Here is a 26,688-nt window from a genome sequence, read left to right on the forward strand (position 1 = left end):
CGATCTTGCCGTCGACGGGCTGGGGCGATGGAGCGCGTCTTGCGGTAGCCATGGGTGTGCGGGAGCGCAGCGGGATAGTCGCGTCCCCGCGACACCCGCCTCTCACCCCAACCCTCCACCAATGGAAAGAGAGTTGCGGATCCCGCTTCACTCCGACGCCTGCCCCCTCTCCAATCGCTCCAACACCTCATCCAGATTCTGCCGAATCTCCCCCATCTCCTCCCACGGATCCGACCGCAACCGGGCCAGCCGCTTCGGCGCCGTGCGCAGATCGAAAGCGCGTCCGCTGGCGAGCGCGCCGAGTTCGCTCCAGCGCAGCGGCATCGCTACCGGGGCGCCGGGGCGAGCGCGCAGGGAGTAGGAGGCGATGCTGGTGGCGCCGCGGCTGTTGCGCAGGTAGTCGATGAAGATGCGGCCGCCGCGCTGCGACTTGGCGGCCACCGCCACGAACTCCAGCGGATGCAGCTGCGCCAGCGTGTCGGCGAAGGCGTGGGCGAAGGCCTTCACCGCCAGCCAGGCGCAGGCGGGGGCGAGCGGCACCACCACGTGCATGCCCTTGCCGCCGGTGGTGCGCAGGAAGGATTGCAGGCCGAGCCGGTCTAGCTGCTTGCGCACCTGCCGCGCGGCGGCCTTCACGCGGTCCCAGCCCACGCCGGGGCCGGGGTCGAGGTCGAACACCACGCGGTCGGCACGGTCGGGCTCGGCCACGGTGGCGCCCCAGGGGTGGAACTCGATCACGCCGAACTGCGCCAGCTCCAGCACCGAATCCGTCTCGCGCGGGTAGATGTAGACCGCCTGCGCGCCGGATTCCTCCTTGAGCTTGACCATGCCCACGTGCTTGAGGCCGCGGGTGAAGTGCTTCTGGAAGAAGCACTCGCCGTCGACGCCGTCGGGGCAGCGCAGCACCGAGGTGGGGCGGTCCTGCACGCCGGGCAGGAACCACTCCATCACCGCGGCGTAGTAGTCGAACACGTCCTGCTTGGTGATGCCCTCGCCGGGGTACACCACGCGCTCGGGGTGGGTGAGGCGCACCGGCGTGCCGCTTCCGCGCGCGGCGGCGCGGGATACGGTGGCGGGCGCGGGGCGGTCGGCGTCGCGCAGCTCGTTGGGCATCTTGTCGTCCCTCAGCGTCTTCAGGCTGGGCTGGCGCAGCAGCCCCTGGTTGCCGATGCCGCGGTAGTACACCTCCGCGACCAGGCTGGGGTGCACCCAGTACGCCTGGCGCAGCAGCGGGTCGATGGCGTCCACGCGCACCGGCGGCGTGCGGCGGCCCTTGCCGGCGAAGGCGGCGCCCAGCTCGCGCAGCTGCGCGTCGCTGAAGCCGCTGCCCACGCGCCCGGCGTAGCGCCAGCCGCCGCCCGCGTCCGGGCGCGCCAGCAGCAGCGAGCCGAAGCCGCTGCGGCGGCCCTTGGGCGGGGTGTAGCCGACCACGGCGAACTCGTCCGATTCCAGCCGCTTGACCTTGACCCAGTCGTCGCCACGCCCGGGCCGGTAGCCGGAGTCGGCGCGCTTGGAGACGATGCCTTCGAGCCCCTGCGCGGTGACCATGGCGAACACGGCCTCGCCGTCTTCCTCGTAGTGGCGGCTGAAGGCGAGGTGGCCGGAACCGGGCGGGATCAGCGCCTCGAGCAGCGCCTTGCGCTCGCGCAGGGGGCTGCGGCGCAGGTCCCAGCCTTCGAAGTGCGGCAGGTCGAACAGCATGTAGACCAGCGGTGCCTGCGCCTCGCCGGCGAGGGTCTGCTGCAGGGCGTTGAAGTCGCTGCGGCCCGCGTGCAGGGCGATCAGCTCGCCGTCGAGCCGGGCCTCGCGCAGGCCCAGTTGTTCGAGCGCCTGCACCAGTTCGGGCGCGCGCGCGTTCCAGTCGAGCGCGTTGCGCGACCACAGCTGCACGGCGCCGCCGGCGATCGCGGCGAGGATGCGGTAGCCGTCCCACTTGATCTCGTGCAGCCAGCCCTCGCCGTGCGGCGGCGTCTCGCGCAGGCGAGTCAGCTCCGGCGCGAAGAAGGCGGTGTCGATGGCGGCCTTGCGCGCGCCGGGGATCCCCGCGGCGCGCCGGCGCAGCGGCGCCAGCGCCACGGTGGCGCCCTTGGGCGCGGCGCGGCGGCGGCCGGCGGCGAGTTTCTCCGCTACCTCCCTGGCGCCGCCGCTCCGGGTGGCGCGGCGCGTGCTGGCGACGAGCCTGGCGTCGAGCAGGTCGTCGGCCTCGAGCTTGCCGGCGAAGGCGTCGCCGTCCTTGATCAGGAACCACGACGGCTTGCGCTCGCGGCGGCCGCTGCGCACCAGGTGCCAGCGGCCCTTGAGGCGGCGGCCGAACAGTTCGAAGCCGAGGTGGCCTTTCTCCAGCTGCGCCTCGGCGTCGCCGTCGGTGGCCCACACGCCGCGGTCGAACAGGTCCACGTGGCCCTGGCCGTAGCCTTCCTCGATGTCGCCCTCGAAGTCGGCGTAGGACACGGGGTGATCCTCCACCTCCACGGCGAGCCGCTTCACCGCCGGGTCGTAGCTCGGGCCCTTGGGCACCGCCCAGCTCTTGAGCGCGTCGCCCACCTGCAGGCGGAAGTCGTAGTGGCGGCGGCGCGCGTGGTGCAGCTGCACCACGAAGATGGCCCGCGCGCCGGCCGGCGCCGGCGTGCCGGGCCCGGGCTCGCGGGTGCGGGAGAAGTCGCGCTTGCGCTGGTAGTCGTGCAGGCTCATGCGGCGGTCGGCGGAGGCGGCGCGGCGCATGGCGGCGTGCGCGGGGCATGCGCCGCGGCGGGCGGTGTCGCGGTCGTGTCCGACCCTGCCAGCGGCGGCATGAAGGCGGCGTGCAACCGGGCGGCCTTCACGCCGGAGCCACGCGGCGGGTGCTTCAGCTATGCCGACGGCCCGACCCGACAAGGACCCCGACGATGACGCCACTCGACCGCACGCTGCGCCGGCAGATCACCGTGGACGGCAAGGACTACACGGTGCGGCTGGACCCGCTCGGCCTGCGCATCACCGAGCGTGGCCGCCGCAAGGGGCTCAGCCTGAGCTGGCAGGCCCTGGTGAACGGCGACGCGGCCCTGGCCGCCGCCCTGCATGCCTCGCTGGAAGAGGACACCGCCGCGCCGTCTTGACGCCGGCTGCACGCCGGCTCGACGCGCGGGCTGGGATGATGGAAGGCCCGGCAGCGGGCCACGCGGAGTGCGCGCCATGCCTCGTCCCATCTGGAGCGGAACGCTCTCCTTCGGGCTGTTGAACATCCCCGTCTCGGTGATGTCGGCCGAGCACAGCATCGACCTGCACTTCCGCATGCTCGACAGCCGCAGCAACACGCCGATCCGCTACGAGCGCGTCAACGCCGAGACCGGCGAGGAGGTGCCGTGGAAGGACATCGTGCGGGCCTACGAATACAAGAAGGGCAGCTACGTGGTGCTGGAGCCGGAGGACATCCGCTCGGCCGCCTCCGAGCGGCGCGAGTCGATCGACGTGGAGACCTTCGTCGACGCCGGCGAGATCGGCCCGGAATATTTCGAGAAGCCCTACCTGCTGGTGCCCGGCAAGAAGGCCGAGAAGGGCTACGTGCTGCTGCGCGAGACCTTGCGCCGCACCGGCCGCCTGGGCATCGGCCGGGTGGTGATCCGCACCCGCGAATACCTGGCCGCGGTGATGCCCAGGGACAACGCGCTGTGGCTGCTGCTGCTGCGCTATCCGCAGCAGCTGGTCGACGCCGACGAGTACGCGGTGCCCGAGGCCGAGCTGGAGCACTACCGCGTCTCGCCCCGCGAGCTGGAGATGGCCGGTCAGCTGATCGAGTCGATGAGCGGCAAGTGGAAGCCGAAGGACTACAAGGACGATTTCCGCGATCGCCTGCGCCAGGTGATCGAGAAGCGCATGAAGTCCAAGGGTCTGGTGGTGCCGCCCGCGGAACAGGCCGAGGAGATGCCGGCCAACGCCGCCACCAACGTGGTCGACTTCATGACGCTGCTGCAGAAGAGCCTGGCGAGCAACCGCCGCACGCCGGCCAAGAACGCACCCTCGAAGCCGGCCACGGCGAAGAAGAGCGCGCCGGCCAAGCGCGCCGCGGCCAAGCGCGCGACGGCGAAGAAAGCCGCGCCGCGCAAGCCCGTGCCCGCGGGCAAGAAGTCGGCGGGCGCGCCGCGCCGGGGGCGGCGCAACGCCGGTTGAGGCCCGCCCGCGGGACATCCGCGCAGGCCGCGGCCGCGTCGATCCGGGCGTGCGTGCTTCGACGGGAAACCGTTGACGGCCTGTTGACCGCGCCTTGACCACGTCGCGCCCAGCATCGGCGGTCCGCAGCGCATTCCACGGGAGACAGGCGCATGGCCACCAGGGCAGCCAAGAGCAGCGGGGCATCCCGCACCACCGCCGGCCGGCAGCGCGCGATCCAGCGCGACCTGCTGGTGCTGATCCTGGTGGGCGGCACGCTGCGCACGGCGATCGTGGACCAGGACGGCTCGCTCGGCGCCGCCTTCATCGGTGTGGCGACCATCCTCGCGCTGGACAAGCTGCTCGGCTACGTCGCCGCGCGCTCGGCGCGCTTCAACCGCTGGGTGGAGGGCGTGCCGGCGATCCTGGCGCGGGCGGGCAAGGTCTCGCCCGCCGCGCTGCGCCGTCACAACATGCCGGCGGCGGTGTTCCAGCGCGCGCTGCGCGCCGAGGGGCTGCACGACGAGCGCGAGGTGGAGGAGGCGCGGCTGGAGCCGAACGGGCGCATCACGGTGATCCGGCACAAGCCGATGGATTGAGCCGATGGATTGACCGGCCCGCTCGCCGGCGGCGCGCTACGCATGCCGGTGCGCGTGGACGTGCGGCTCGTGCCGCTGGCGCGGCCGGTGCGCGGCGTCCGGCCGGCGCTCCAGCAGCCGGGCGAGGTGCTGCGCGTCGCAGGGCGCGCGCACCTTGGCGTCGTTGTCGAAGTAGCAGTACACGTCGCGGCCGCGGCGGCCCCGGGCGGCACGGGCGGAGATACGCCGCGCGTCGTCGGGCTCGGCGCCGTCCAGCCAGCGCCGGATGCGTTCGGCCCAGGCCACCAGCGCGCGCTCGCTGTAGCCGCTCACGTACAGCTCCTCGTCGCCGTGCAGGCGCAGGTACATGAAGCCGGCGGTGACGTCCTCGAACAGCGGCCAGCGGCGGGCGGTGTCGGCCACCACCAGGGCCACGCCGCGCCGGCGCAGGGTGGCGACGAAGCGTTCGTCGCGGAAGCTCTCGTGGCGCACTTCCAGCGCGTGGCGCAGGCGCCGCCGCGGCCCCTCGTGCGGCTGCCGGGCGAGCTTCGCGGCCTGCTCGGTATCGTGCGGCAGCTGGGCCAGGAATTCGTCCACCAGCGCGGGCTCGTAGCGGAAGCTGGGCGGCAGCTGCCACAGGATGGGGCCGAGCTTCTCGCGCAGGCGAAGCACGCCGGAGGCGAAGAAGTTGGCCAGCGGTTGCGCGGCGTCGCGCAGCCGCCGCACGTGGGTGATGAAGCGCGGCGCCTTGACCGCGAACACGAAGCCGCGCGGCGCCTGCGTGCGCCAGCGTTCGTAGCTGGTCGGCCGCTGCAGCGCGTAGAACGAGCCGTTGATCTCGATGGTGTCGAAGCGGCGCGAGGCGTACTCCAGCTCGCTGCGCTGGGGCAGCCCGCGCGGGTAGAAGTCGCCGCGCCAGGGCGCGTAGCGCCAGCCGGAGATGCCGATGCGGGCCTTCGCCATGCGCGCCTCTACCGCCGGCCCGTGCCGGCGCGGCGGGGAGGCTTCCCCGGGCGGAAAAACGGTGCGGCGTGCGTTGCTTTCATGGCGGGCGGTGCTGGCAGCGCATGGCCCGAGCATCGGCCAGCGCATGTCGGCATGGCGTCATCGCCGCATGGCGGCCCGCGCGGTGCCGTGTACGCGGGGCGTGAACGCGCGCCGCGGAAATACCGATGCGCGCTTTACCGGCCGGGGCGGATGATGGGCCGCCGGCCGAGGTGGAGGCGCCCATGAGCAGTCACGACCGCAAAGACAAGGGTCATCCTTCGGATCGTCCCCCGACGCAGCGCGAGGAGACGAAGGAGGAGCGCGAACAGCGCAAGGCCAAGGAAGACCTCAACCAGGATCATTCGCTGGAAGAAACCTTCCCGGCCAGCGACCCGGTCGCGCCCTTCATTCCCGCCAAGGCGCCGGACGACTGAGCGCGGGCCCGTCGCGCGCCTGGCGTCACGGCAGCATCTCGTGCGCGAGGTACGCCGCCGGCGCCGGGGGCGTGCGCGGCGGGTTGTGGCGCAGCACCTCGCACCACCACTCGCGCGCGGCGTGGATCTGCCCGATCAGTTCATCCGGCCGCAACGGGCGGCGGGCGAGGCGGGGCAGGTCGCGCTCGGCCTGCAGCCACAGCACGCCGAAGGTGGGCGAGGCCATCAGCCGCAGCCAATGCTCGCGCGTGAAGCCGAGCAGGAAGCGGTCCAGCGAACCGGCCAGCAGGCCCTGCGCATGCAGCCGGCGCCAGCGCGCGCGCAGGCGGGCACGGAAGATGGCGCGGTCGAGCGGCTCCAGCAGCGACTCGCTGGCGGCGTTGGCATAGGCGGGGCAGCGAAAGCCGGCGGTGCCGCCGCGCACCGTTTCCGCGGGCCGGAGCGGGGCGACCACGCGCAGCTCCGGATCGAAGCGGATCTTGAGGTCCAGCGCGCGGCCGCGCTCGATCAGGGCGCGATGCTCGTCCGTGGCGGGGGCGGGCAGCGGTTCCATCCGGCGCAGCGCCGCCACGCCGAAGCCCAGGCTGGCGCGCGTGGGTGTGCGATGGCGCGGCCAGGGGTCGTAGGGCAGCGGGTCGAGGTAGGCGTCGATGCGTTCCAGCCAGTGCGCGTAGCAGCCTTCGAGCAGGCTGCGGCGGGCCAGCGCCCAGGGCAGGCGCAGTTCCTCGCGTGGATCGACGTCGGCGACGCCGGCGACCAGGTCGGCGCCGGCGCGCAGCGCATCGAGCTGGCGCGCGATCCAGTTCGGCGGGAGGCGGCTGTCGGCATCGGTGGTGGCGATCAGGCCGGTCGCCGGCGCCGCCAGGAACAGCGCGGTGCGCAGCGCCTCGCGGCGGACGCCGCCGGCGTGGCGCTGCGTGCGCGGCAGCACGCCTTCGATCAGCACCCACGAGGGCATGCCCCGCGACAGCGTGTCGGCGCTCCGCGACAGCGTGCCGGCATCCGCCGCCGCGATCGCCGGCAAGGCGCCATCGCCACGCTGCTCGCGCAGCAGCACCGCCAGCACGCGGCCGGGCGCATAGCGCCGGCCCTGCTCGTCGCGCTGCTCGCCCAGGCCGCCGAGGCAGGCCGCGAGGTCGTGCGTGTCGTGGTGCACGGGCATCGCGACGATCGCGTCCGGCGCGACGCCGGGGACGATGCACGCACTGCGCCGGAGGATCTGGAAAGCTGTCGCCATGCGGGTGCTCCAGGTCGGCCCATGATCGGCGCGGCGCCGTCAATGCGCCGGCAAATGCGTGCCAAGTCACACGTCACGCACCGCGTCCGCGTCCATCACGAAATGCCGACGGCGACTGCGTTGGACTGGTAATCGCTGTGAAAACGTTTATGGCTTTGCCAGGGGTGTGCCCATGGAAGTCGTACTGCTGGTGGAGGATGACCCGGACGTGATGGAAGTGACCTCCCTGCTGCTGGAGGATGCGGGCTACCAGCTGGTGCACGCCAGCGACGCCGAGCAGGCACTGGACGTGCTCGCCGCGAGGCCCGACATCGACGTAGTGTTCACCGACGTCAACCTGCGCCGCGGCATGAACGGCATCGAGATGGCCAACGCGATGCGCGCGCGCGGCTCGCGGGCGTCGGTGGTGGTGGTGTCGGGCGACCTGGGCTGGGCCGATACGCCGCTGGACCCGAGCATGGTCTTCCTGCCCAAGCCCTACGACCGCCGCACGCTGCTCGGCACCGTCGCCGGCGCCTGCGGGCGCGCCCGGCAAGTGGTTTCCTGAGGCCTGTCCTTGAATACGAACACGCCGGATCGCCGCGGCGACAGCGGGCTTTCCAGGGGCGAACAGGCTTTCCGCGTCACCGCCACGGAAAATCGCTTCGAGCTGCTGGTGCAGTCGGTGGTGGACTACGCCATCTACATGCTCGACCCGCAGGGCCGCGTCAGCAGCTGGAACCGCGGCGCGCAACAGATCAAGGGCTACCGCGCCGAGGAAGTGCTCGGCCACTCCTATGCGATGTTCTTCACCGCCGAGGAACGGGCGCGCGGGCAACCCGAGGCGGCGCTGGCGGTGGCGAGCCGCGAGGGCCGCTACAACGGCGAGGGCTGGCGCGTGCGCCGGGACGGCAGCCGCTTCCGCGCGATGGTGGCCATCGACGCGATCCGCGACGCACACGGCCGGCTGATCGGCTTCGCCAAGGTCACCCGCGACGTCACCGCACGCTGGGAGGCGCAGGTCCGCATGGAGGAAAGCGAGCGGCGCTTCCGCCTGCTGATGGACGCCGCGCCGGACTACGCGATCTGTATGCTGGACGCGGGCGGCCGCATCGACGAATGGAACGCCGGCATGCGGCGGATCAGCGGCCATCGCGCCGAGAGCGTGCTCGGCGGCTCCATCCACTGCCTGTACACGCCGGAGGACCGTGCCGCCGGCCTGCCCGAGCACATGCTGCGCGAGGCGCTGGCGCACGGCCGCTACGAAGCCGACCACTGGTGCCTGCGCGAGGACGGCTCGCGCCTCCTCGCCCACATCGCGCTGATCGCCCTGCGGGAGGCGGACGGCACCCTGCGCGGCTATGCGCACGTCACCCGCGACCTGAGCCAGATCCACGCGGCGGAAACCGAGCTGGCGTCCACCCGCGAGCAGCTCTTCCACGCGCAGAAGCTGGAGGCGCTGGGCCAGCTCACCGGCGGCATCGCGCACGACTTCAACAATATCCTGCAGGCGATCAGCGGCTCGCTCGAGATCGCGCGTGCCCAAGGCGAGCGCGGGCGCCCCGATCTGGTCGAGCGCCACCTCGACAGCGCCATCCGCTCGGTCGAGCGGGCGGCCCAGCTCACCCGCCGCCTGCTCGCCGCCGCGCGCCGCCAGCCGCTGCGGCCGGCCTGCGTGGACGTCAATGCCCTGGTGCGTTCGATGGGCGGCCTGCTCGAACGCACGCTGGGCGGCAACGTGCGCCTGCGCATCGCGCTGGCCAAGGGCGCGCTGCATGTGATGTGCGACGCCGGCCAGCTGGAGAACGCGCTGCTCAACCTCGCCATCAACGGCCGCGACGCGATGTCGGGCGGCGGCACGCTGACCATCGGCTCGCGCGCCGTGGCCGGGGAGGGCGGGGAGGCGGGTTTCGTCGCCCTGAGCGTGGCCGACACCGGCGTGGGCATGTCGCCGGAGATGGCGGCCCGCGTGTTCGATCCGTTCTTCACCACCAAGCCGCTGGGGCGGGGCACGGGGCTGGGGCTCTCGATCATCCACGGCTTCGTGAAGCAGTCGAAGGGGCAGATCCACCTCGCCACCGCGCCGGGGCAAGGCACCTGCGTGGAACTGCGGCTGCCCGGCTGCACGCCTGAGGCGGCGACGTAGGACGCGCGGCGCGTCCGCTCGCGCTCGCCGCGCCGGTTAACGATGTCGACGAGGTCGTTGATGTTTCCCATGCGCCGCGTTTAGGTCGACTGCGCCATGCTGCATGCCTGCGCGGATCGAGGGCGCGTGTCCGTGCGGCCCCGATCTACGCGCGCCCGCTGAAGAGACGGAGAGGCGAGATGGCGAACGAGCGCGACAAACGCGGTTTCGGTGCCATGGACGAAAACAAGCAGCGCGAGGCCGCCGCCAAGGGCGGCCGCGTCAGTCACGGTGGCCAGGGCAAGGAAGGCAAGGAAGGCGCGGCCAAGAGCGCCGGCAGCCGGGGCGGCAGTCACGAGCAGCACGTTCGGGCCGGCCAGCAGAGTCACAAGAACAGCTGAGCGGAGGGAACGCCACGGGTCGCCCCGTGGCGTCCGCCCGCCGCGGCGCGACCGGAACGAGGAGGCAGCATGAACGTACGCGAGATCATGACCCCCAACCCCCGCTGCTGCACGGCGGGCGATACCCTGCACCGCGCCGCGATGCTGATGCGCGAGGAGGACGTGGGCGAGATTCCGGTGATCGACGAGGAGCGGCACCTGGTCGGCGTGATCACCGATCGCGACATCGTCACACGCTGCGTGGCGACAGGCGATCAACCCAGCCAGGTCAGCGTGGAGCAGTGCATGACCGCACCCGCGCTCAGCCTGCACGACGACGCGAGCGTGAAGGAGCTGGCCAACCTGATGGCCTTCCACCGCATCCGCCGCGTGCCGATCACCGACCGCAACGAGGCCATCTGCGGCATTGTCGCCCTGGCCGACCTGGAGCGCTCCGACGCGCGCTCGCTCAAGGCCGAGGTGTTCGAGAGCGTTTCCATACCGCATTGACGTGGGCGTATGGACGTCCATACGAAAGCGCGCCGGGTGCGGGCCGCGGGCCATCCGGCGGAGCATGATCCGTCGAGGCGCATGGCTGTGGGCGCTGCAGGCCCTGGCCGGCTGCAGTCGTGGCGAGCACCCGCCCGGCGGCCCCGGCGCGGCCGCCTCGCCGTCCCCGTCGCCGGCCCCGTCCGCCATCACGCATCCTTTAAGATCCAGGACCCCGCCTCGCTATGAATCCGCGCATCCACGTCACGCCTTCATCTTCCCATTGGCTGGACGAGCCGCCGCGGGTACGGTTCGGCGCGGAGCCACCGGAGCCTGCACCGCCGCCGGACCCGGTGAAGCCGCCTTCGCCGCCGGCGGAGCCCGACCCGGACCTGCCGCCCGGCGAGCCGCCCTCGCCGCAGCCGGCGCGGCCGCCGCTGACCGACCCCGAACCTTCGCCGCCGCCGATCCAGGACCCGATCCCGCCGCCCGGCGAGCGGCCGCAGGCAGGCGAGGGCGGCGGCATGCCCTCGCCGATCTTGATGTCCTGATTCCATTGGCGCGGCGAAATCCGTCGCCTTCGCTCAAGTGCCGCGGCCGGTATCGAGCAGGCGCGCCTCCACCGAGCACTGGATGCAGTAGGCGGCGATCTGCTCGAACACCGCTTCCAGTTCCTTGTCCTCGCGCTGCCGGGCGTGCAGGCGGCCGATGTCGGCCTGCATGGCGATCACGCCCAGCCGGTTGTTGAGCCGGTGCAGCCAGCCGGAAGCGATCAGGCCGTCCGGAACGGCGGTGGCCTCGTCGGCCGGGGCGGGGCGTGCCTGCACGGCGGCGAGCCAGGCGGCCACGGCGTGGAAGAAGCGCGCCTTGGGCAGCGTGGCCAGCGGCAGCCGCGCATAGAGCGCGAACACCACGGGCGCGCCCGCGTGCGAGGCGGGCAGGCGGACGGCCCAGCCGTCGAGCAGGCCTTCGGGCTCGAACCAGCGGGGGGCTTCGGTGCGGCGCCAGCGGCATGCGCGGGCGCTCGCGCGCGCGGCGTGGATCTCGGCCGAGGCGATGTCGCCGCCGCGCAGGCGGTGTTCGGGGTCGTACAGGCCGAGCAGGTGCGGACCGTGCTGCGTGTCCGCGAACTCGAACAGCACCGCCAGCGGTGCGGCGAGTGCCTGCGCGGCGGTCGCCAGCAGTTCATGGGTGGCATGCGCGGCGGTGCCGGCGCGCAGGGCGCGGGCGGCCGCCAGGTGCAGGGCGCGTTCCCACGGCGGACCGGCGCCGGCGGTCACGTCTGGCCGGGGCCGGTGCCCTCGCGGTAGCGCGTGAGCTTGTTGTAGATCGTCTTCACGCTGATGCCCAGCGCCTTGGCGGCGCGGGTCTTGTCGTTGTTGTAGCGGTCGAGCGCGGTGAGGATGGCGCGCTTCTCGATCTCTTCCAGCGTCTGGCCGACCAGGATGGCGCTGTCGCCGGCCGCCCAGCCGGGCGGGTGCGCGGGCATCGCCTCCAGCATGCCGTTCTCGGCCAGCACGTAGGCGCGGTTGATCACGTGCTGCAGCTCGCGCACGTTGCCGTGCCAGCCGTGCGCCAGCAGCCGTTCCATCGACGCGGCGGAGAGCGTGTGCGCGGTGCGGTACTGCGCGTTCAGTTGGGCCAGGAAGCGCTCGGCCAGCAGCGGGATGTCCGCGACGCGCTCGCGCAGCGGCGGCATCAGCAGCGGGAAGTCCGACAGGCGGTAGTAGAGGTCCGCGCGCAGCGCGCCGTCGCGCACCGCCTCGGCGGGGTTGCGGTTGCAGGCGGCCACCACGCGCACATCCAGCGTGCGGCGGGCACTGGAGCCCAGCCGCGTCACGTTCTTGCTCTCCAGCACGCGCAGCAGGTAGGTCTGCAGCGAGGGCGGCATCTCGGTGCATTCGTCCAGGAACAGCGTGCCGTGCTGGGCCTGCTCGAAGTAGCCGGCGTGGTCGCGCACGGCGCCGGTGAAGCTGCCGCGCTCGTGGCCGAACAGCTGGCTGCCGAGCAGCTCCGGCGCCACCGCGCCGCAGTTCACCGCCACGAAGGCGCCGGGCCGGCCGCTCAAGTCGTGGATGGCGCGCGCGGCCAGTTCCTTGCCGGTGCCGCTCTCGCCGAACAGCAGCACGGTGTTCTCCAGCGGCGCCACCCGCCGGATCATGCGGAACAGCTTGCGCATGGCCGGCGTGTTGCCGAGCAGGCCGCCGCAGCTCTCCGGTTCGCCGGGCACGTCGAGGCGGGCGCTGGCGTGCACGCTGGCGCGCTCCAGCAGCGCGTCGAGGCGGCGTTGCTCCACCGGCTTGACCACGTAGTCCATGATGTCGTGGCGCATCGCGTGCAGGGCGGTGTCCACGCTGGGGTTGCCGGTGACCACCACCACGCGGCTGCGGCTGTCCGCGGGCATGCGTTCGAGCAGGTCCAGGCCGTTGCCGTCGGGCAGGCCGATGTCGAGCAGCATCAGGTCGGGCAGGCGCGCCTCGCTCACCAGCCGGGCGGCGTCCTTGAGGGTGGAGGCCACGGACACTTCGCAGCCGCGCAGGCGGGCGTAGGCCGAGGCGGAGTTCAAGAAGTCCTGATCATCGTCGACCAACAAGACGGTTGGGATGGCACGGCGCATGCGGGCTCCTGAAACGTGGCCCCCGTCTTGCGACCTTTCCCAGAATGCGGCGCGACGGGTATGAGCGGGGTTTGGCCGATGAAGCATGCCCGCAAGGAAGTCTAGGCGCCGTCGAGAAACGGCCCCGCACGCTCCCGGCCTGCCGGCGCCCGTCTTTCCGCCGGCAGGCCGTCCGCTTCCCGGTCCACCCCTCAGCTGGGCTTGCCGGTGCCGCCGCCGGGCGTGGCGCCCATGCCGCTGCGCGGGCCTTCGCCACGCAGCGTCGCGCCCTGCGCCTCGCCGGTGGCGGATGCGCTGATGTGGATGCGGTTGTCGACGTCCTTCACGCCGCTGCAGGCGTCGGCGCAGTCCTCGGCGCGGTGCTTCATGTAGCGCGAGGGCACCTCGCCCTGCAGGGTCACGTTGCCCTGCTTCACCTGCACCTCGACCTCGCTGGCGTCGATCTCCGGATCGTCGCTGAGCCGTTCGCAGACGTCCTCGCGGATGCGCTCGTCGGAGCGCTGGTAGCCCTTGGGGCCCTTGCCGCGAAGGTTGCGGCCCATCCCGCCGCCCATGCCTTGGCCCATCTCCTGGCCTTGGCCCATGCCGCCGCCCATGCCGCCGTAGCGGCCGGCCTGGTACTCGCCGCCGTAGCGCTGCTCGCCGCCGCGCCCGCCGGACTCGCGGCCGCCGACGTAGCGCAGGTCGTCGCCGCCCTGATCCTGCCAGCCCAGGTTCTGCCAGCCGCCGCCCTGGCCCTGCCAGGGCTCTTCGCGCTGGCCGCCGTACCAGCCATGGCTGGACTGGCTGTGGCTGAAGCGGCCCTGGCCGTAGCCGCCGTGCTGGCCGCCGTAGCCCTGCCGCCCGCCGTAGCCGCCGGGCTGCCCGCGGGAGCCGCCTTCGCCGCCGTAGCGCTGGCCGTAACTGCCGCCGCGCATGGCGCCCGATTCGCCCCAGGGCGAATCGTAGTCCTGTCCATATTCGCTGTAGCCACGTTCCGAGGCCGAGGCGCGGCCGCGGTAGGGCTCACGCTCGGGCGACTGGCCCGGCTCGTAGTCGCGCTCCCAGCGCTGAGCCTCGAAGTCGTCGCCCTGCTGCCGGCCGTAGCCCTGGTGGCCTTGCTGGCTTTCCCGGCGGCTGAATTCGTCCCGTGGCGAGGAGGGGTTGTAACGATGGTTCATGGGGTTCTCCTGAGCATGTGCGTGGTGGGGAAAGGACACTGCCGGCACTTGCCGCGCCGAGAACTCAACGCCCATGGGCCGGGCGTTGCCGCTGTCGTGTATGTCGCGCGGCGCGGAGCGTTCCTCCGGCGCCGTCTCGCCGTGCCCGTTGCCGGCCAGCGCACGGGCCATCTGCAGGTGGTGCCTGAGCGCCGGCAGGGTGTCGGCGACGAAGCGCCTGAGGTCGCGGTTGCCGTTGCCGGTGGAGGTCCGCTCGATCCTTCACCATTTCGCCGGCATAGGCACGGTCGAAGGCGACGCCGTCCAGCGCCTGCAGGCGCCGGGCCGTGGCCTGCGCGGCGGCGTCGGGGTGGCTGGCCGGCGTCAGTTGCTTGCGGCCGGCGAGCCCGGCAAGCTCGCGGTTGGCGCGGGTGTGGTCGTCGATGATCCGCTGCGCCATCTGCTTCACGCCGGCCGAGCTGGATGTCTGCAGCGCGAGCTGTCCCAGTTCGACTTCGGCCGCGCCGTCGGCGGAGGCCGTCGCCACGAAGAGCGGTGGCTGGCGCTGCTCACGTCGGGCGGCGATTGCGGCAGGGTCAGGGTGGCGATCCAGCGGATGCGATGCGGCATGGCGGTTCTCCTTGACGGTGCTGCGGAGCGCTGCGGGCAAGGTGCGCGAAGCGCGGGTTCACTCGTTGCCGGCGTTGCCGGTGCTGCCGGTGCTGCCGGTGTCCTGGTCGGTGCGCTTGGTGCGCCGCGTGGTGCCGCCGTGGCTGCGCTCGCCGCCCTTGCGCCCGATGGTGGCCATGTGCTCACGGTTTTGGCTGACCGCCTCGCCACCTTTCTGTCCGGCGCGGCGGGCTTCCTCCGAGTCGAACTCGTGCGCGTTGCCGCTGGCGTGCGCCGCACGGCCGCCTTCGCTGGCGATCTCGCGCTGACGCTCCGGCTTCATGCCGGCGAAGCCCCGGTTGCTGGTGCCGGAGCCGGTGCCTTGCTGGGTGTTGGTGGCCATGGCGGGGTTCTCCGCTGAGTGAAGGACGCCGGCGCAGGGCCGGCGCACCGCATGCGGTGCTAGGGCGGATCGCAACATCCATGCCATGGGTTCGTCGCGCTGAAGCGGGGTGCCGGACCGCATCGGGGCGCGGTTTGGAAGAGCTGGGGGCGCGCCGCCGCAACGGCGGGCTCGGCACTATTTACCGGCGCCGGAAAGAACTACCGGCGGGGAGCATGGGGCCGCGGGTGCCGCGAGGGCGTGGCGCTCTAACGCATCCGCGGACGCTCCAACGCATGCGAAGAAGGAGCGCTGTCGCCGGAGGCGATCACCGGCCATCGCTGTGTCGCGGTGGCCAACGGCAAGCCGGAGGAATGCCGCGAACCAGGGCTCACGCCTCTGAGCCTGTTCGCGATCTTGCCGTCGACGGGCTGGAGCCATGGAGCGCGTCTTGCGGTAGCCATGGGTGTGCGGGAACGCAGCGACTCTGCTCTTGCTCGCCGCTCTTGCCTTGTCGTTCCGGCGTAGGCCGGAGGCGCTTCACAACAGAACAGCGAAGCGGGTCACCCAGCGCCGTACGCCTGGGTTTGAAGCGAAATGCGCGGTACCGGGTGACTCGCTCCGCTCGCCCCTGCGGGGACGTTCTTCGGACGTTCTGCGCATTTGTCCTGCCTACGCCGGAACGACAAGCGAAAGCGGCCGAGCAAGAGTGGCCGAACAAGAGCGGGATAGGGGGCGTTCCCGCGAGCACCGGCCCCTCACCCCGACCCTCTCCCCGCCGGGGAGCGGGAGAAAAGCCAAGGAGCCGCCTTCCGTAAGGCGTGAGGAGGCGTGGAAGCGTGCCCCATGGCGCGGCCCGTACCGCCGCCGCCATCGGTGGATCGCTCGCGGGCCCGCGGCCAACCAAGCAACGGCATCGATCAGGCCGCGCGGCCAATCATCAGCCCCGCCACGGCATCCCTCGCGGATCAGCCCGTCGTCTCGATCCGCTCCACCCGCCGCAGCCCGCGCGGCAGCAAGCCGCCGCGGGTGGCGCGGCTGCCGCCGTATTCGACCAGGTCCGACCACTTCAGCGTGAGCTTGCGCTGGCCGGCGTAGAGCGTGACCTCGCCCTTGCCCTCGGCCACCACCGCGATGCCCGCCACGCGCTCCTCGCCGCTGGCGAGCCTGGCCTTGGGCACCTCGATCAGCTTGTTGCCCTTGCCCTTGTCCAGTTCCGGCAGTTCGGCCACCGAGAACATCAGCAGGTGGCCCTCGGTGGTGACCACCACGATGCGGTCGCGCGCCGGGTCGGCGCTGACCTGCGGTGCCAGCACGCGGGCGCCATCGCCCAGGGTGATGATCTGCTTGCCGGCCTTGTTGCGGCCGGTGAGCGCCTCGAAGCGGGTCACGAAGCCGTAGCCGAAGTCGCTGGCGAGCACCAGCCGGGTGTCGTTGTCGGCGGCGACCAGCGCGTCGAAGCGGGCGCCCGCCGGCGGGCTGAAGCGGCCGGTGAGCGGGTCGCCGTTGCCGCGCGCGGAGGGCAGGGTGTGGGCGGGGGTGGAGTAGCTGCGGCCGGTGGAGTCGATCACCGCCACCTGCTGGGTGGTGCGCGCGCGCACCGCGGCGAGCAGGCCGTCGCCTTCGCGGTAGGAGAGGCCCTCGGCGTCCACGTCGTGGCCCTTGGCGGCGCGGATCCAGCCCTTCTGCGACAGCACCACGGTGACCGGTTCGCTCGGCACCAGCGCGCTCTCGTCCAGCGCCTGCGCGGCCTCGCGCTGGACCAGTGGCGAGCGGCGGTCGTCGCCGTGCTTGGCGGCGTCGGCGCGCAGCTCTTCCTTGATCAGGCCCTTGAGCTTGGCCGGCGACTTCAGCAGCACGTTGATGCGCGCGCGCTCCTCTTCCAGCTGGTCGCGCTCGCCGTTGATCTTCATCTCTTCCAGCCGCGCCAGCTGGCGCAGGCGGGTTTCCAGGATGTAGTCGGTCTGCTCCTCGCTGAGGCCGAAGCGCGCCATCAGCACCGGCTTGGGTTCTTCCTCGGTGCGGATGATGCGGATCACCTCGTCGAGGTTGAGGTAGGCGATGCGCAGGCCTTCCAGCAGATGCAGGCGGCGCTCGACCTTGCCGAGGCGGTGCTCGAGGCGGCGCGTCACCGTGTCGACGCGGAACTTCAGCCACTCGCTCAGGATGCGCTTTAAGTCCTTCACCTGCGGCCGGCCGTCCAGGCCGATCATGTTGAGGTTGACGCGGAAGCTCTTCTCCAGGTCCGTGGTGGCGAACAGGTGCTGCATCATCTCGCCGGTGTCGACGCGGTTGGAGCGCGGCACCAGCACCAGGCGGATCGGGTTCTCGTGGTCGGACTCGTCGCGCAGGTCCTCCAGCATCGGCAGCTTCTTGGCGCGCATCTGCGCGGCGATCTGCTCGAGGATCTTGGACGGGCTGACCTGGTGCGGCAGCGCGGTGATCACGATGTTGCCGTCTTCCTGCCGGTACACCGCGCGGGCGCGCACCGAGCCGGTGCCGGTCTGGTAGATCAGCAGCAGTTCGTTGCGCGGGGTGATGATCTCCGCCTCGGTCGGGTAGTCCGGGCCCGGCACGTGCTCGGCGAGGTCGGCGACGGTGGCGTCCGGGTCGTCGATCAGGCGGATGCAGGCGGAGGCGACCTCGCGCAGGTTGTGCGGCGGGATGTCGGTGGCCATGCCCACGGCGATGCCCATGGAGCCGTTGAGCAGCACGTGCGGCAGGCGCGAGGGCAGCCAGCTCGGCTCCTCCAGCGTGCCGTCGAAGTTGGGCACCCAGTCCACCGTGCCGTGCGCCAGCTCGCCCAGCAGCACGTCGGCGATCGGGTTGAGCTTGGACTCGGTGTAGCGCATCGCCGCGAAGCTCTTCGGATCGTCCGGCGAGCCGAAGTTGCCCTGGCCGTCGATCAGCGGGTAGCGGTACGAGAACGGCTGCGCCATCAGCACCATCGCCTCGTAGCAGGCGCTGTCGCCGTGCGGATGGAACTTGCCGATCACGTCGCCCACAGTGCGCGCGGACTTCTTCGGCTTGGCCGCGGCATTGAGCCCCAGCTCGCTCATCGCGTAGACGATGCGCCGCTGCACGGGCTTTAAGCCGTCGCCCACGAAGGGCAGGGCGCGGTCGAGCACCACGTACATCGAGTAGTCGAGGTAGGCACGCTCGGCGTATTCCTTGAGCGGGATCTGTTCGTAATTGGCTTGCAGGTTCATCGTGCGGTTCCACTGGGCGCCATGGCGCGCCGACAACCGGACGATGGTGCCAGAAGCGGCCCGAGGGGGACAGGTTGCGCCGGGGCCCGTCCCGTGCATCGCCCGAGTCCTGCGGCCGGGGCCGCCAGGCGCTAGCATGGAGCGGCCCCGGTTCCCGCGCCCACTTCGCCATGCCCGATTCCGCCGAACCCCATTCCGATGCCGTCCGGCGCCTGCTCGCCGACGACGAGCCCGCGCCGTTCACCGTCCACCGGCCCGACGCGGGCTCGCCGTTCTTCCTCACCTGCGACCACGCCGGCAGGCTCGTCCCGCGGCGCCTGCGCGCGCTCGGCCTGCCGGCCAGCGAGCTGGAACGCCACATCGCCTGGGACATCGGTGCCGAAGGCCTGGCCCGCGTGCTCGCCGGGCGGCTCGATGCGTGGCTGATCTGCCAGACCTATTCGCGCCTGGTGATCGACTGCAACCGGCCGTTCGAATCGCCGACCTCGATCCCCCTGCGCAGCGAGCGCACCGACGTGCCCGGCAATCGCGACCTCGATGCCGCCGCCGTCGCCGCGCGGCGCGAGGAGATCTTCCTGCCCTACCACCGGCGCACCGAGGATGAGCTGGACCGGCGCGCGGCCCTGGGCCGGCCGACCATCCTGGTCACCGTGCACAGTTTCACGCCGGTCTACCTGGACGAGGAGCGGGCGTGGCAGCTCGGTGTGCTCTACCAGCGCGACGCGCGCCTCGCCCACGCGCTGCTCGCGCTCATGCGCGAGGACGGCCGCTGGACCGTGGGCGACAACCAGCCCTACGCGGTGAGCGACGCTTCCGACTACGCCATCCCGGTGTACGGCGAGCGTCGTGGCCTGCCGCACGTGGAGCTGGAGGTGCGCCAGGACCTGATCGCCGACGAGGCCGGGCAGCGCGAGTGGGGCGAGCGCATCGCCGCGTGGCTGGTGGAGGCGGCGCGGCGGGCGGGGCTCATCCAGGTGGGCGACGCGCCGGCCCTGGCCGGCGCGATACACCGCCGCGAGCCGGCTTGAGCGGAGCGGGCCGCCGTGGCGACCCACGCGGCCTTCATGGCGCCTGCTCGCGCGTCGCCGCAACGCCCAGCTTGCCGAGCTGCGCCTGCACGCTGTCCGGCCCGGCCAGGTGCGCCGCGCCCACGGCGATGAAGACGGTGCCGGGCCGGTCCAGCATGGCCTTGATGCGCCGGGCCCAGTCCTCGTTGCGGGTCACCAGCAGGCGCTGGTAGAGCTGCGGCTCCTCCTTGCGCAGGGTGTCGTTCTCCAGCCGGGCGATGGCCGCGTCGTCGCCGCGCTTCCAGGCCTCGATCAAGGCCTTCAGCTCGACCTTGGCGCGGTCGGTGTCGTGCAGGGTGGCGCGCAGCAGGGCGAGTTGCAGCGCGCTCGGCATGTCGGCGAGGAAGCGGATCTGCTGCTCGGCGCTTTCCAGCCCCTCGACCGGCTTGCCGGCCTTCTCCGCCGCCGCGCGCAGCTGCTTGTCCACGCCCAGGGCGGGATCGAGGCCGGCCTGGGTCAGCGGCGCCACCGCCAGGGTCAGCGCGGCCAGCCAGGGCCGCATGATGTTCAGCGCGCCGCTGCCGCCGGGCACGTTGGCGAGCTGCGCCGCGCGCGCCAGCCGGCCCTGGTCGGCCTGGCTCAGCTGGGCCGACAGCGGGTGCGAAGGGTCCAGGCCGTAGCGCAGCACCAGCGCGGTCATGTTGGCCTGGCCGTCGTCGGTCAGCTCGATGTACAGCGCGCGGCTCGCGGCCAGGGCCTGGTCCAGCGCGGGGTAGTGCCAGTCGGCGTCGTGGGGCAGCAGGTGCACGGTGCCGAACAGGTAGATGGTGGTGTCGGCATCCTTCACCGTCCACAGCGCGGGGCGCGCGCCGAGCGGCGCGGCGAGGAGCAGGGCGAGGCAGGCGAGTGCGGCGAGCAGGCGCGGGCGTTTCATGCGTGGTCCTGGCGGCGCGGGCGGCCGTGTCGTGCGTCCGCCCGGTGGGTGTCGCCCTTGAGCATATCGGAGCGGCGGGCGCGGCTGGCACGCCATGCGGCGGGCGTCATTCGTCCTCGTGCGAAAGCGGCCGCGCCACGTGCTCCAGCGGCCGCCGTTCGGCGGCGAGGCCCCAGCGCCAGGCCACGGCGGCGGCGACCAGCATCAGCACGGCGCCGAAGGCATAGCCCCAGGCGATCGCCTCGCGCCGCCCGCTGCCCACCAGCGCGCCGAACAGCCACGGCCCCGCCACGCCGCCCACCGCGGTGCCGAAGGCGTAGAACAGCGCGATCGCCATCGCGCGCAATTCCAGCGGAAAGCTCTCGCTGGCGGTGAGGTAGGCCGAACTGGCCGCGGCGGAGGCGAAGAAGAACACCACGCTCCAGCACAGCGTCATGCCCGATGCATCGAGCCAGCCGAACCGGAACAGCCACGCGGTGAGCGCCAGCAGCAGGCCGGACAGCGCATAGGTGCCGGCGATCATCGGCCGCCTGCCCAGCAGGTCGAACCAGCGGCCCAGCAGCAGCGGGCCGAGGAAGTTGCCCAGCGCGAAGGGCAGCAGGAACAGCCCCACGCGCTCGTCCGCCACGCCGAAAAAGCGCCCGAGCACCAGCGCGTAGGTGAAGAAGATCGCGTTGTAGAAGAACGCCTGCGCCGCCATCAGCACCACCGTGACCGCGGTGCGCTGCGGGTAGGCGCGCAGCAGGGTGCGCGCCAGGTCCGACGGCCGCAGCGGGCGCGGCCGCAGGCGCAGCCGGGGCAGCGTGGCTTCCAGCACCGGGGCGCCGGCCTGCCGCTCGATGTCTTCCAGGATGCGCTCGGCCTCGCCGAGGCGGCCGTGCAGCATCAGCCAGCGCGGGCTCTCCGGCACGTAGCGGCGCAGCCACAGGATGCCCAGGCCCAGCACGGCGCCGATGCCGAAGGCCAGTCGCCAGCCCAGCTCCGGCCGCAGGTGGCGCGGGTCGAGCAGCAGCACCGCGCCGAGCGCGCCCAGCGCCGCGCCCAGCCAGAAGCTGCCGTTGATGGCGAGGTCGGTGCGGCCGCGGTAGCGCGCGGGCACCAGCTCCTGGATGGCCGAGTTGATCGCCGCGTACTCGCCGCCGATGCCGGCGCCGGTCAGCGCGCGGCACAGCGCGAAGATCCCGAAGCCGGGGCTGAACGCGGTCGCCGCGGTGGCGAGCAGGTAGAGGCCGAGCGTCACGTTGAACAGGCGCTTGCGTCCGAACCGGTCGGTGAGCCAGCCGAAGCCAAGCGCGCCGCCCACCGCGCCGGCCAGGTAGCAGCTGGCGGCCAGGCCCACCTGCGCGTCGGTGAGGTGCAGCACCGGGCTGGATTTGAGCGCGCCGGCGACCGCGCCGGTGACGGTGACCTCCAGCCCGTCCAGCACCCAGGTGATGCCGAGCGCGAGTACCACCAGGGTGTGGAAGCGCCCCCAGCGCAGCCGGTCCAGCCGCGCGGGCACGTCGGTCGCCACGATGTCGGGTCGTGGTGCTGGCATGCGCCGAGGCTAGCGGGGCGTATGTGAAGAAGCAGGCAGGCTCGGCCGTCATCGCAGGGCGATGCCGTTGCAGGAGCGCGCCGGCGCGCGCCGGCTTCTCGCCGCTTCGGGCCGATGCGCACGCCGTCACGCCGCGCTCGCGCGGCGGCGCGCTCCTTACGACAGCGGGGCGGCGCTCAGCGCGGCACGCGGTAGCCGCCCGGCACGCCGTCGGGGCTAAGCGTGAGTTGCCACAGCTGGTCGCGGCGACTCCGGAACACGGCGGCGGAGACGGTGAGGTAGAAGTGCCACATGCGCCGGAAGCGCTCGTCGTAGCTGGCCGACAGCGCCGGCCAGGCGGCGTCGAAGTTGGCCTGCCAGGCGGTGAGCGTGCGGTCGTAGTCGGGGCCGAAGTTGTGCCAGTCCTCGACCACGAACAGGCCTTCCAGCGCCGTGGCGACCTGGCTGGCGGCCGGGATCACCGAGTTGGGGAAGATGTACTTCTCGATCCACGGGTCCGGCCGGCCGGGCGACTCGTTGCTGCCGATGGTGTGCAGCAGGAACAGCCCCTGCGGGGCGAGGCAGCGGCGCACCGTCTCGAAATAGCCGCGGTAGTTCTTGCCGCCGACGTGCTCGAACATGCCGATGGAGAACACCGCGTCGAAGCGCTCGTCGAGCGCGTGGTAGTCCTCCAGCCGGATCTCGATCGGCAGCCCCGCGCACAGCGCGCGCGCGAACTCGGCCTGCTCCTTCGACACGGTGACGCCCACGCCCTCCACGCCGTAGCGCTCGGCGGCGAACTTCAGCGCCTCGCCCCAGCCGCAGCCGATGTCCAGCACGCGCATGCCGGGCTTGAGCTTAAGCTTGCGGCAGACCAGGTCGAGTTTGGCCTCCTGCGCGTCGTCGAGGTTGGTCGCCTCGGCCCAGTAGCCGCAGGAGTACACCAGCCGCTTGCCGAGCATGGCCTGGAACAGGTCGTTGCCGAGGTCGTAGTGGGCGCGGCCGATCTCGTAGGCGTGCTCGCCGCGCTGCAGGTTGATGAAGCGGGCGCGCAGGTGGGCGAGCAGGGTGTCGAGGGTCTTCAGCTCCTGATCCAGGTGCGAGCCGAGCAGGCGGGCGAACAGGCCGGGCAGGTCTTGGCAGTCCCACCAGCCGTCCATGTAGGCCTCGCCGAGGCCGAGCGAGCCGTGGGCGAACACGCGCGCGTAGAGGCGCTCGTCGTGCACGCGCAGGTCGCAGGGGCCGTCGCCGTTGATGTGGATGCCGGCATGGGCCAGCAGGGTTCGTGCTTTCTCTTGCAGTGACTCGACGCTCATTCGCTCCGCCATCGCTGTGACCAAAGACGCGCGGACGATCGTCGGCCGCGGCGGCGGCGTCCCTGGCGATCGCCCGATGGCGCCCGATCCTACACCCGTCCGGCGGGCCTTCGTCGCGTGGAATCTTGCGGTCAGGAGGGTCTCGGCTCGACCACGCCGAACTCGGCCGGGAAGCGCGCCCAGAACAGCGGCGCATGGTCGCCGCGCACGATCTCGATCAGCGTGCTGGCCTCCTCCTCGCCGACGATGAACTCCACCAGCACCGTCTGCTCGCCCGCCAGTTCGAAGAAGTGCGCCTCGCGCATCTGGCCGTGCCGGCCGTAGCCGGCGATGGCCTTGAAGGCGGAGCCGCCAGGCACGCCGAGCCGGCGTGCCTGCTCCAGCAGCCACTCGTACAACAGCGTGCCGTGGTGCTTCTGGTTCTCGGCCATGTAGAAACGCAGCGAATAGCCTTTCATCGCGTGGTCCTCCAAAGCGGGGCCGGATCAGCGCGCGATGGCGCGCACCAGGCCGATGCCGGCGAGCGTCATCAGCAGGCTGCCGAACAGGTGCAGCGCCACGATGGCGAGGGTCCAGGCGTACTGCTGGCGCAGCAGCAGGGTGGTGGTCTCGGCGGAGAAGGTGGAGAAGGTGGTGAGCCCGCCGAGGAAACCGGTGGTGAAGAACAGCCGCGCGGTGGGCGAGAGCGCGTCGAACTGTGCGAACAGGCCGAGCGCCAGGCCCATCAGCAGCCCGCCCAGCAGGTTGGCGGCGAGCGTGCCGAGCGGCACGGTGGGAAACAGCGGGTTGAGCAGCAGGCTGAGCACCCAGCGCAGCACCGCGCCGAGAAAAGCGCCGCCGCCGACGGCGAGTAGCGAGAGAAGATCCATGCGCATCCGGGCTCCGGTTCGGTTGGCGGGGCGGACGGGCTGGAAGCGGGAACGCCCAGCCGCCCCGTGTGGGGTTGACCAGGCATCATCAGCCTTGCGGCGGTTCGAGGAGGAATGCCATCTCCCTGGGTGGGGAGTCTAGCTTGGGAGCTGGGAATCGGGAATCGGGAATCGGGGAGCGGGGAGCGGGGAGCGGGGAGCGGGAATGGCGCGGTCCGATCAGGCGGGCAGCAGGCCGTGGTCGATGAGGGCCTCGCGCAGCGCGTCGGCGCCGGTGAAGGGCACCGCGTGCATGCCCAGCGCGCGGGCCGCCTCGATGTTGCGCGGGGCGTCGTCGGTGAACAGCGCGCGTGCCGGCACCACGCCGTGGCGCTCGCACAGCAGGCGGTAGATGGCCGGATCGGGCTTGGCCAGGCGCTCGGCGCCGGAGACCACGATGCCCTCGAACCAGTGCAGGAAGTCGTAGCGCTCCAGCGCCACCGGGAAGGTCTCGGCCGACCAGTTGGTGAGCGCGATCAGCCGGCAGCGGCCGGCCTCGCGCAGGTCGCGCAGCACGCCCACGGTGGCCTCGATGGCGCCGCCCAGCATCTCGTGCCAGTGCGTGTAGTAGGCGCGGATCAGCGCCTCGTGCCGCGGATGCTCGGCCACCAGCGCCTCGGTGGCCTCGCGCAGCGGCCGGCCGGCGTCCTGCTCCAGGCGGGCGTGCAGACGGTGGCGAGGAAATGCTCGACCTCGGCCTCCTCGTCGAACAGCCGGCGGTAGAGGCGGCGCGGGTCCCAGTCGATCAGCACGCCGCCGAGGTCGAAGATCACGGTGTCGATCGCCATGGCCAATCCTCTGCGATGAAGGTCAGCGCGCGTCCGGCAGCAGCCGGCGTTCGGCCAGCCAGCGGCGCGCGTTCTCCGCGTCCTGCTCGAACCAGGCGCGGGTGGAGCCCAGGCGGAAGGAGTAGCCCCAGGCATCCATGTCGGCCATCAGGCGCTCGCGGCCCACGCCGGGCAGCTCGTCGGCGAGCACGATCTGCAGGTAGCAGGTGGCGTCCTCTTCCTCGATCGAGTCGGTGGCGTCGGTGTGCACCGCGGCGCGGCGCTCCGGCGGCAGCACGATCAGGTGGCCGGCCTCGTGCAGCAGCGAGTGCACCGGCGTGTCGGTGCGGGCGTACACGGTGCTGCCGATCAGCCCGGCCTCCTCATCGCCCCAGAAGCTGCCGGGGATGGCCGCGCCATCCGCCACGCGCTCCAGAGCGAGGCCGTAGCGGGCGAGCAGGGCGGCGGGCGCCGCGAAGCCGATGTCGGCCAGGCGCAGCACGTCGACGGAGGTAGTGGAGAAGGCGGCGGCGGGTGTGTTCACGGTGCGATATATCCCGTCATTCCGGCGCGGGCCGGAATCCAGCGACGGGGCGTGCGGAGCGGCGATGCCGCTCCACGGCTTTGCTCGGTCGCGACTGGATGACCAGCTTCGCTGTTGTGAAGCGCCTCCGGCCTGCGCCGGAACGACGATTCGTTTCAACCCGCCGACGAGGTGGCGGGCTTGCCGTCCGGCAGCGCCACGGAGAGTTCCAGCACCTCGTGCCCGCTGTCGCGCTCGACGTTGATGTTGATCGCCTCGATGTCGACGTGGACGTATTTCTTGATCACCTCGAGCAGCTCGTTGCGCAGCAGCGGCAGGTAGTCGGGCGCGCCACGGGTGGAGCGCTCCTGCGCCACGATGATGCGCAGGCGTTCCTTGGCGACGGTCGCGGTGGGTTCCGGCTTGCGCTTCAGGAAATCGAGAATGCCCATCGTGATCAACCTCCGAACACGCGCTGGAAGAAGCCCTTCTTGGCCACGTCGACGAAGCGCAGCGGACGCTCCTCGCCGAGAATGCGGGCGACGGTGTCGCGGTAGGCGTGGCCGGCGTTGGACTGCTCGTCCAGGATCACCGGCACGCCGGCGTTGGAGGCGGCCAGCACGTTCTCCGATTCGGGGATCACGCCGACCACGTTGATGCCCAGGATCTCCTCCACGTCCTTCACGCTCAGCATCTCGCCGATCGCCACGCGCGCGGGGTTGTAGCGGGTCAGCAGCAGGTGCTGGGCGATCGCGCCGTCGCCGCGCTCGGCGCGGCGGGTCTTGCTGGAGAGCAGGCCCAGGATGCGGTCGGAGTCGCGCACCGAGGACACCTCGGGGTTCACCACCACCACCGCGTGGTCGGCGAAGTACATCGCCAGGTGGGCGCCCTTCTCGATGCCGGCGGGGGAGTCGCACACCACATAGTCGAAGCCTTCCTTGCCCAGCTCGTCGAGCACCTTCTCCACGCCTTCCTGGGTCAGCGCGTCCTTGTCGCGGGTCTGGCTGGCGGCCAGCACGTAGAGGTTCTCGTGGCGCTTGTCCTTGATCAGCGACTGCTTGAGCGTGGCCTCGCCGTGGATCACGTTGACGAAGTCGTACACCACGCGACGTTCGCAGCCCATGATCAGGTCGAGGTTGCGCAGGCCCACGTCGAAGTCGATCACCGCCACCTTCTTGCCGGCCATCGCCAGGCCCGTGGCCAGGGATGCGCTGGTGGTGGTCTTGCCGACGCCGCCCTTGCCGGACGTGACAACGATAATCTCAGTCAAGGCTCATCTCCCGCTTATGCTTTTGTAGTGGGCCCGTTCACAGCCGGGCGATATGCAGTTTTTCCCCTTCCAGCCAGCATTGCACGCTCTGGCCCTCCAGGTCCTTCGGAATCTGTTCGAACACCCGGTAGTGCCCGGCGATGGCGACCAGCTCGGC

29 protein-coding genes, 1 pseudogene and 1 riboswitch are annotated in these 26,688 nt (G+C 71.8%); of the genes and pseudogenes, 10 read left to right on the top strand and 20 right to left on the bottom strand.

The window, feature by feature from the left end; genetic code table 11:
- Positions 1–147: 147 nt before the first annotated feature.
- Positions 148–2,691 carry a DNA ligase D gene (gene ligD, locus ACH65_RS08095; protein WP_049622103.1) on the bottom strand — a complete coding sequence of 848 codons (2,544 nt, stop codon included), beginning with the start codon at positions 2,689–2,691 and terminating at the stop codon, positions 148–150.
- 194 nt (positions 2,692–2,885) lie between these two features.
- Here ligD and ACH65_RS08100 point away from each other — a divergent pair, with 194 nt between their 5' ends.
- From ACH65_RS08100 to ACH65_RS08110, 3 genes are all read left to right on the top strand, one after another.
- Positions 2,886–3,095, top strand: coding sequence for a hypothetical protein (locus tag ACH65_RS08100; RefSeq protein ID WP_049622069.1), 210 nt, complete (start codon positions 2,886–2,888; stop codon positions 3,093–3,095).
- Between the two features lie 76 nt (positions 3,096–3,171).
- On the top strand, positions 3,172–4,146 hold the full coding sequence (gene ku / locus ACH65_RS08105; protein WP_049622070.1) for a non-homologous end joining protein Ku: 975 nt from the start codon (positions 3,172–3,174) through the stop codon (positions 4,144–4,146).
- A 152-nt stretch (positions 4,147–4,298) separates the two neighbouring features.
- Positions 4,299–4,724 carry a DUF421 domain-containing protein gene (locus ACH65_RS08110; RefSeq protein ID WP_049622071.1) on the top strand — a complete coding sequence of 142 codons (426 nt, stop codon included), beginning with the start codon at positions 4,299–4,301 and terminating at the stop codon, positions 4,722–4,724.
- Between the two features lie 36 nt (positions 4,725–4,760).
- Here ACH65_RS08110 and ACH65_RS08115 read toward each other — a convergent pair whose 3' ends face one another.
- On the bottom strand, positions 4,761–5,666 hold the full coding sequence (locus tag ACH65_RS08115) for a DUF72 domain-containing protein (protein WP_064504834.1): 906 nt from the start codon (positions 5,664–5,666) through the stop codon (positions 4,761–4,763).
- A 266-nt stretch (positions 5,667–5,932) separates the two neighbouring features.
- Between ACH65_RS08115 and ACH65_RS08120 the strand changes: the two genes are divergently transcribed.
- Positions 5,933–6,124, top strand: a complete 192-nt coding sequence (locus tag ACH65_RS08120; protein WP_049622072.1) for a hypothetical protein — start codon at positions 5,933–5,935, stop codon at positions 6,122–6,124.
- Between the two features lie 25 nt (positions 6,125–6,149).
- Here ACH65_RS08120 and ACH65_RS08125 read toward each other — a convergent pair whose 3' ends face one another.
- The gene (locus ACH65_RS08125; RefSeq protein WP_049622073.1) at positions 6,150–7,361 is read right to left on the bottom strand and encodes a glycosyltransferase family protein; all 1,212 of its coding nucleotides are present in this window, start codon (positions 7,359–7,361) and stop codon (positions 6,150–6,152) included.
- 172 nt (positions 7,362–7,533) lie between these two features.
- On the opposite strand from ACH65_RS08125, the gene ACH65_RS08130 reads away from it, so the two are divergent.
- From ACH65_RS08130 to ACH65_RS19760, 5 genes are all read left to right on the top strand, one after another.
- Entirely contained in the window at positions 7,534–7,908 is a 375-nt protein-coding gene (locus ACH65_RS08130; RefSeq protein WP_049622074.1) for a response regulator, read from the top strand.
- 9 nt (positions 7,909–7,917) lie between these two features.
- Positions 7,918–9,486: a hybrid sensor histidine kinase/response regulator gene (locus ACH65_RS08135; protein ID WP_053096213.1), complete on the top strand. Its 1,569-nt coding sequence runs from the start codon at positions 7,918–7,920 to the stop codon at positions 9,484–9,486.
- Between the two features lie 179 nt (positions 9,487–9,665).
- Positions 9,666–9,866: a KGG domain-containing protein gene (locus ACH65_RS08140; protein WP_049622075.1), complete on the top strand. Its 201-nt coding sequence runs from the start codon at positions 9,666–9,668 to the stop codon at positions 9,864–9,866.
- Between the two features lie 69 nt (positions 9,867–9,935).
- Entirely contained in the window at positions 9,936–10,355 is a 420-nt protein-coding gene (locus ACH65_RS08145) for a CBS domain-containing protein (RefSeq protein ID WP_049622076.1), read from the top strand.
- Between the two features lie 224 nt (positions 10,356–10,579).
- Positions 10,580–10,885, top strand: a complete 306-nt coding sequence (locus tag ACH65_RS19760) for a hypothetical protein (RefSeq protein WP_153242523.1) — start codon at positions 10,580–10,582, stop codon at positions 10,883–10,885.
- 33 nt (positions 10,886–10,918) lie between these two features.
- Here the strand turns inward: ACH65_RS19760 and ACH65_RS08155 are convergent, their stop codons facing one another.
- The 6 genes from ACH65_RS08155 to parC form a co-directional block, all read right to left on the bottom strand.
- The gene (locus tag ACH65_RS08155; RefSeq protein ID WP_049622078.1) at positions 10,919–11,614 is read right to left on the bottom strand and encodes a hypothetical protein; all 696 of its coding nucleotides are present in this window, start codon (positions 11,612–11,614) and stop codon (positions 10,919–10,921) included.
- The gene (locus tag ACH65_RS08160) at positions 11,611–12,951 is read right to left on the bottom strand and encodes a sigma-54-dependent transcriptional regulator (protein WP_161805603.1); all 1,341 of its coding nucleotides are present in this window, start codon (positions 12,949–12,951) and stop codon (positions 11,611–11,613) included. Before ACH65_RS08160 ends, ACH65_RS08155 begins: the two co-directional genes overlap by 4 nt.
- A 191-nt stretch (positions 12,952–13,142) precedes the next feature.
- Positions 13,143–14,111 (bottom strand): BON domain-containing protein, encoded by a 969-nt coding sequence (locus tag ACH65_RS18465; RefSeq protein WP_053096215.1) that lies wholly within the window; start codon positions 14,109–14,111, stop codon positions 13,143–13,145.
- A 64-nt stretch (positions 14,112–14,175) separates the two neighbouring features.
- A complete protein-coding gene (locus ACH65_RS18890) occupies positions 14,176–14,760 on the bottom strand; it encodes a DUF4142 domain-containing protein (RefSeq protein ID WP_082190205.1) in 585 nt (194 codons plus the stop codon).
- A gap of 18 nt (positions 14,761–14,778) precedes the next feature.
- On the bottom strand, positions 14,779–15,102 hold the full coding sequence (locus ACH65_RS08170) for a KGG domain-containing protein (RefSeq protein ID WP_049622080.1): 324 nt from the start codon (positions 15,100–15,102) through the stop codon (positions 14,779–14,781).
- Between the two features lie 947 nt (positions 15,103–16,049).
- Positions 16,050–18,290 carry a DNA topoisomerase IV subunit A gene (parC, locus tag ACH65_RS08175; RefSeq protein WP_049622081.1) on the bottom strand — a complete coding sequence of 747 codons (2,241 nt, stop codon included), beginning with the start codon at positions 18,288–18,290 and terminating at the stop codon, positions 16,050–16,052.
- A 170-nt stretch (positions 18,291–18,460) separates the two neighbouring features.
- Between parC and ACH65_RS08180 the strand changes: the two genes are divergently transcribed.
- On the top strand, positions 18,461–19,318 hold the full coding sequence (locus ACH65_RS08180; protein WP_049622082.1) for an N-formylglutamate amidohydrolase: 858 nt from the start codon (positions 18,461–18,463) through the stop codon (positions 19,316–19,318).
- A 34-nt stretch (positions 19,319–19,352) separates the two neighbouring features.
- Here ACH65_RS08180 and ACH65_RS08185 read toward each other — a convergent pair whose 3' ends face one another.
- The 11 genes and pseudogenes from ACH65_RS08185 to minC all read right to left on the bottom strand — a co-directional run.
- Positions 19,353–20,231 (bottom strand): TraB/GumN family protein, encoded by an 879-nt coding sequence (locus ACH65_RS08185; protein ID WP_049622083.1) that lies wholly within the window; start codon positions 20,229–20,231, stop codon positions 19,353–19,355.
- Positions 20,232–20,337: 106 nt separating this feature from the next.
- Positions 20,338–21,768 (bottom strand): MFS transporter, encoded by a 1,431-nt coding sequence (locus tag ACH65_RS08190; RefSeq protein WP_049622084.1) that lies wholly within the window; start codon positions 21,766–21,768, stop codon positions 20,338–20,340.
- Positions 21,769–21,944: 176 nt separating this feature from the next.
- A complete protein-coding gene (cfa, locus tag ACH65_RS08195; protein ID WP_049622085.1) occupies positions 21,945–23,063 on the bottom strand; it encodes a cyclopropane fatty acyl phospholipid synthase in 1,119 nt (372 codons plus the stop codon).
- A gap of 131 nt (positions 23,064–23,194) precedes the next feature.
- Positions 23,195–23,521 (bottom strand): DUF190 domain-containing protein, encoded by a 327-nt coding sequence (locus ACH65_RS08200; protein WP_049622086.1) that lies wholly within the window; start codon positions 23,519–23,521, stop codon positions 23,195–23,197.
- A gap of 27 nt (positions 23,522–23,548) precedes the next feature.
- Positions 23,549–23,938: a fluoride efflux transporter CrcB gene (gene crcB / locus ACH65_RS08205; protein WP_153242525.1), complete on the bottom strand. Its 390-nt coding sequence runs from the start codon at positions 23,936–23,938 to the stop codon at positions 23,549–23,551.
- Between the two features lie 66 nt (positions 23,939–24,004).
- Positions 24,005–24,066, bottom strand: a riboswitch (Fluoride riboswitch).
- Between the two features lie 85 nt (positions 24,067–24,151).
- On the bottom strand, positions 24,152–24,580 hold the full coding sequence (locus tag ACH65_RS08210; RefSeq protein ID WP_336884801.1) for an HAD-IA family hydrolase: 429 nt from the start codon (positions 24,578–24,580) through the stop codon (positions 24,152–24,154).
- Positions 24,550–24,759 carry a hypothetical protein gene (locus ACH65_RS21090; RefSeq protein WP_336884802.1) on the bottom strand — a complete coding sequence of 70 codons (210 nt, stop codon included), beginning with the start codon at positions 24,757–24,759 and terminating at the stop codon, positions 24,550–24,552. The genes ACH65_RS08210 and ACH65_RS21090 overlap by 31 nt, the downstream gene beginning before the upstream one ends.
- A gap of 22 nt (positions 24,760–24,781) precedes the next feature.
- On the bottom strand, positions 24,782–25,282 hold the full coding sequence (locus ACH65_RS08215) for a hypothetical protein (protein WP_049622087.1): 501 nt from the start codon (positions 25,280–25,282) through the stop codon (positions 24,782–24,784).
- Between the two features lie 155 nt (positions 25,283–25,437).
- Positions 25,438–25,713, bottom strand: coding sequence for a cell division topological specificity factor MinE (minE, locus tag ACH65_RS08220; protein ID WP_049622088.1), 276 nt, complete (start codon positions 25,711–25,713; stop codon positions 25,438–25,440).
- A gap of 5 nt (positions 25,714–25,718) precedes the next feature.
- Positions 25,719–26,531 carry a septum site-determining protein MinD gene (gene minD / locus ACH65_RS08225; RefSeq protein WP_049622089.1) on the bottom strand — a complete coding sequence of 271 codons (813 nt, stop codon included), beginning with the start codon at positions 26,529–26,531 and terminating at the stop codon, positions 25,719–25,721.
- Positions 26,532–26,568: 37 nt separating this feature from the next.
- A pseudogene (gene minC / locus ACH65_RS18895) lies at positions 26,569–26,688 on the bottom strand (septum site-determining protein MinC); the annotation flags it as partial.

This window comes from Frateuria defendens (assembly GCF_001182895.1).
GTDB lineage: Bacteria > Pseudomonadota > Gammaproteobacteria > Xanthomonadales > Rhodanobacteraceae > Frateuria_B > Frateuria_B defendens.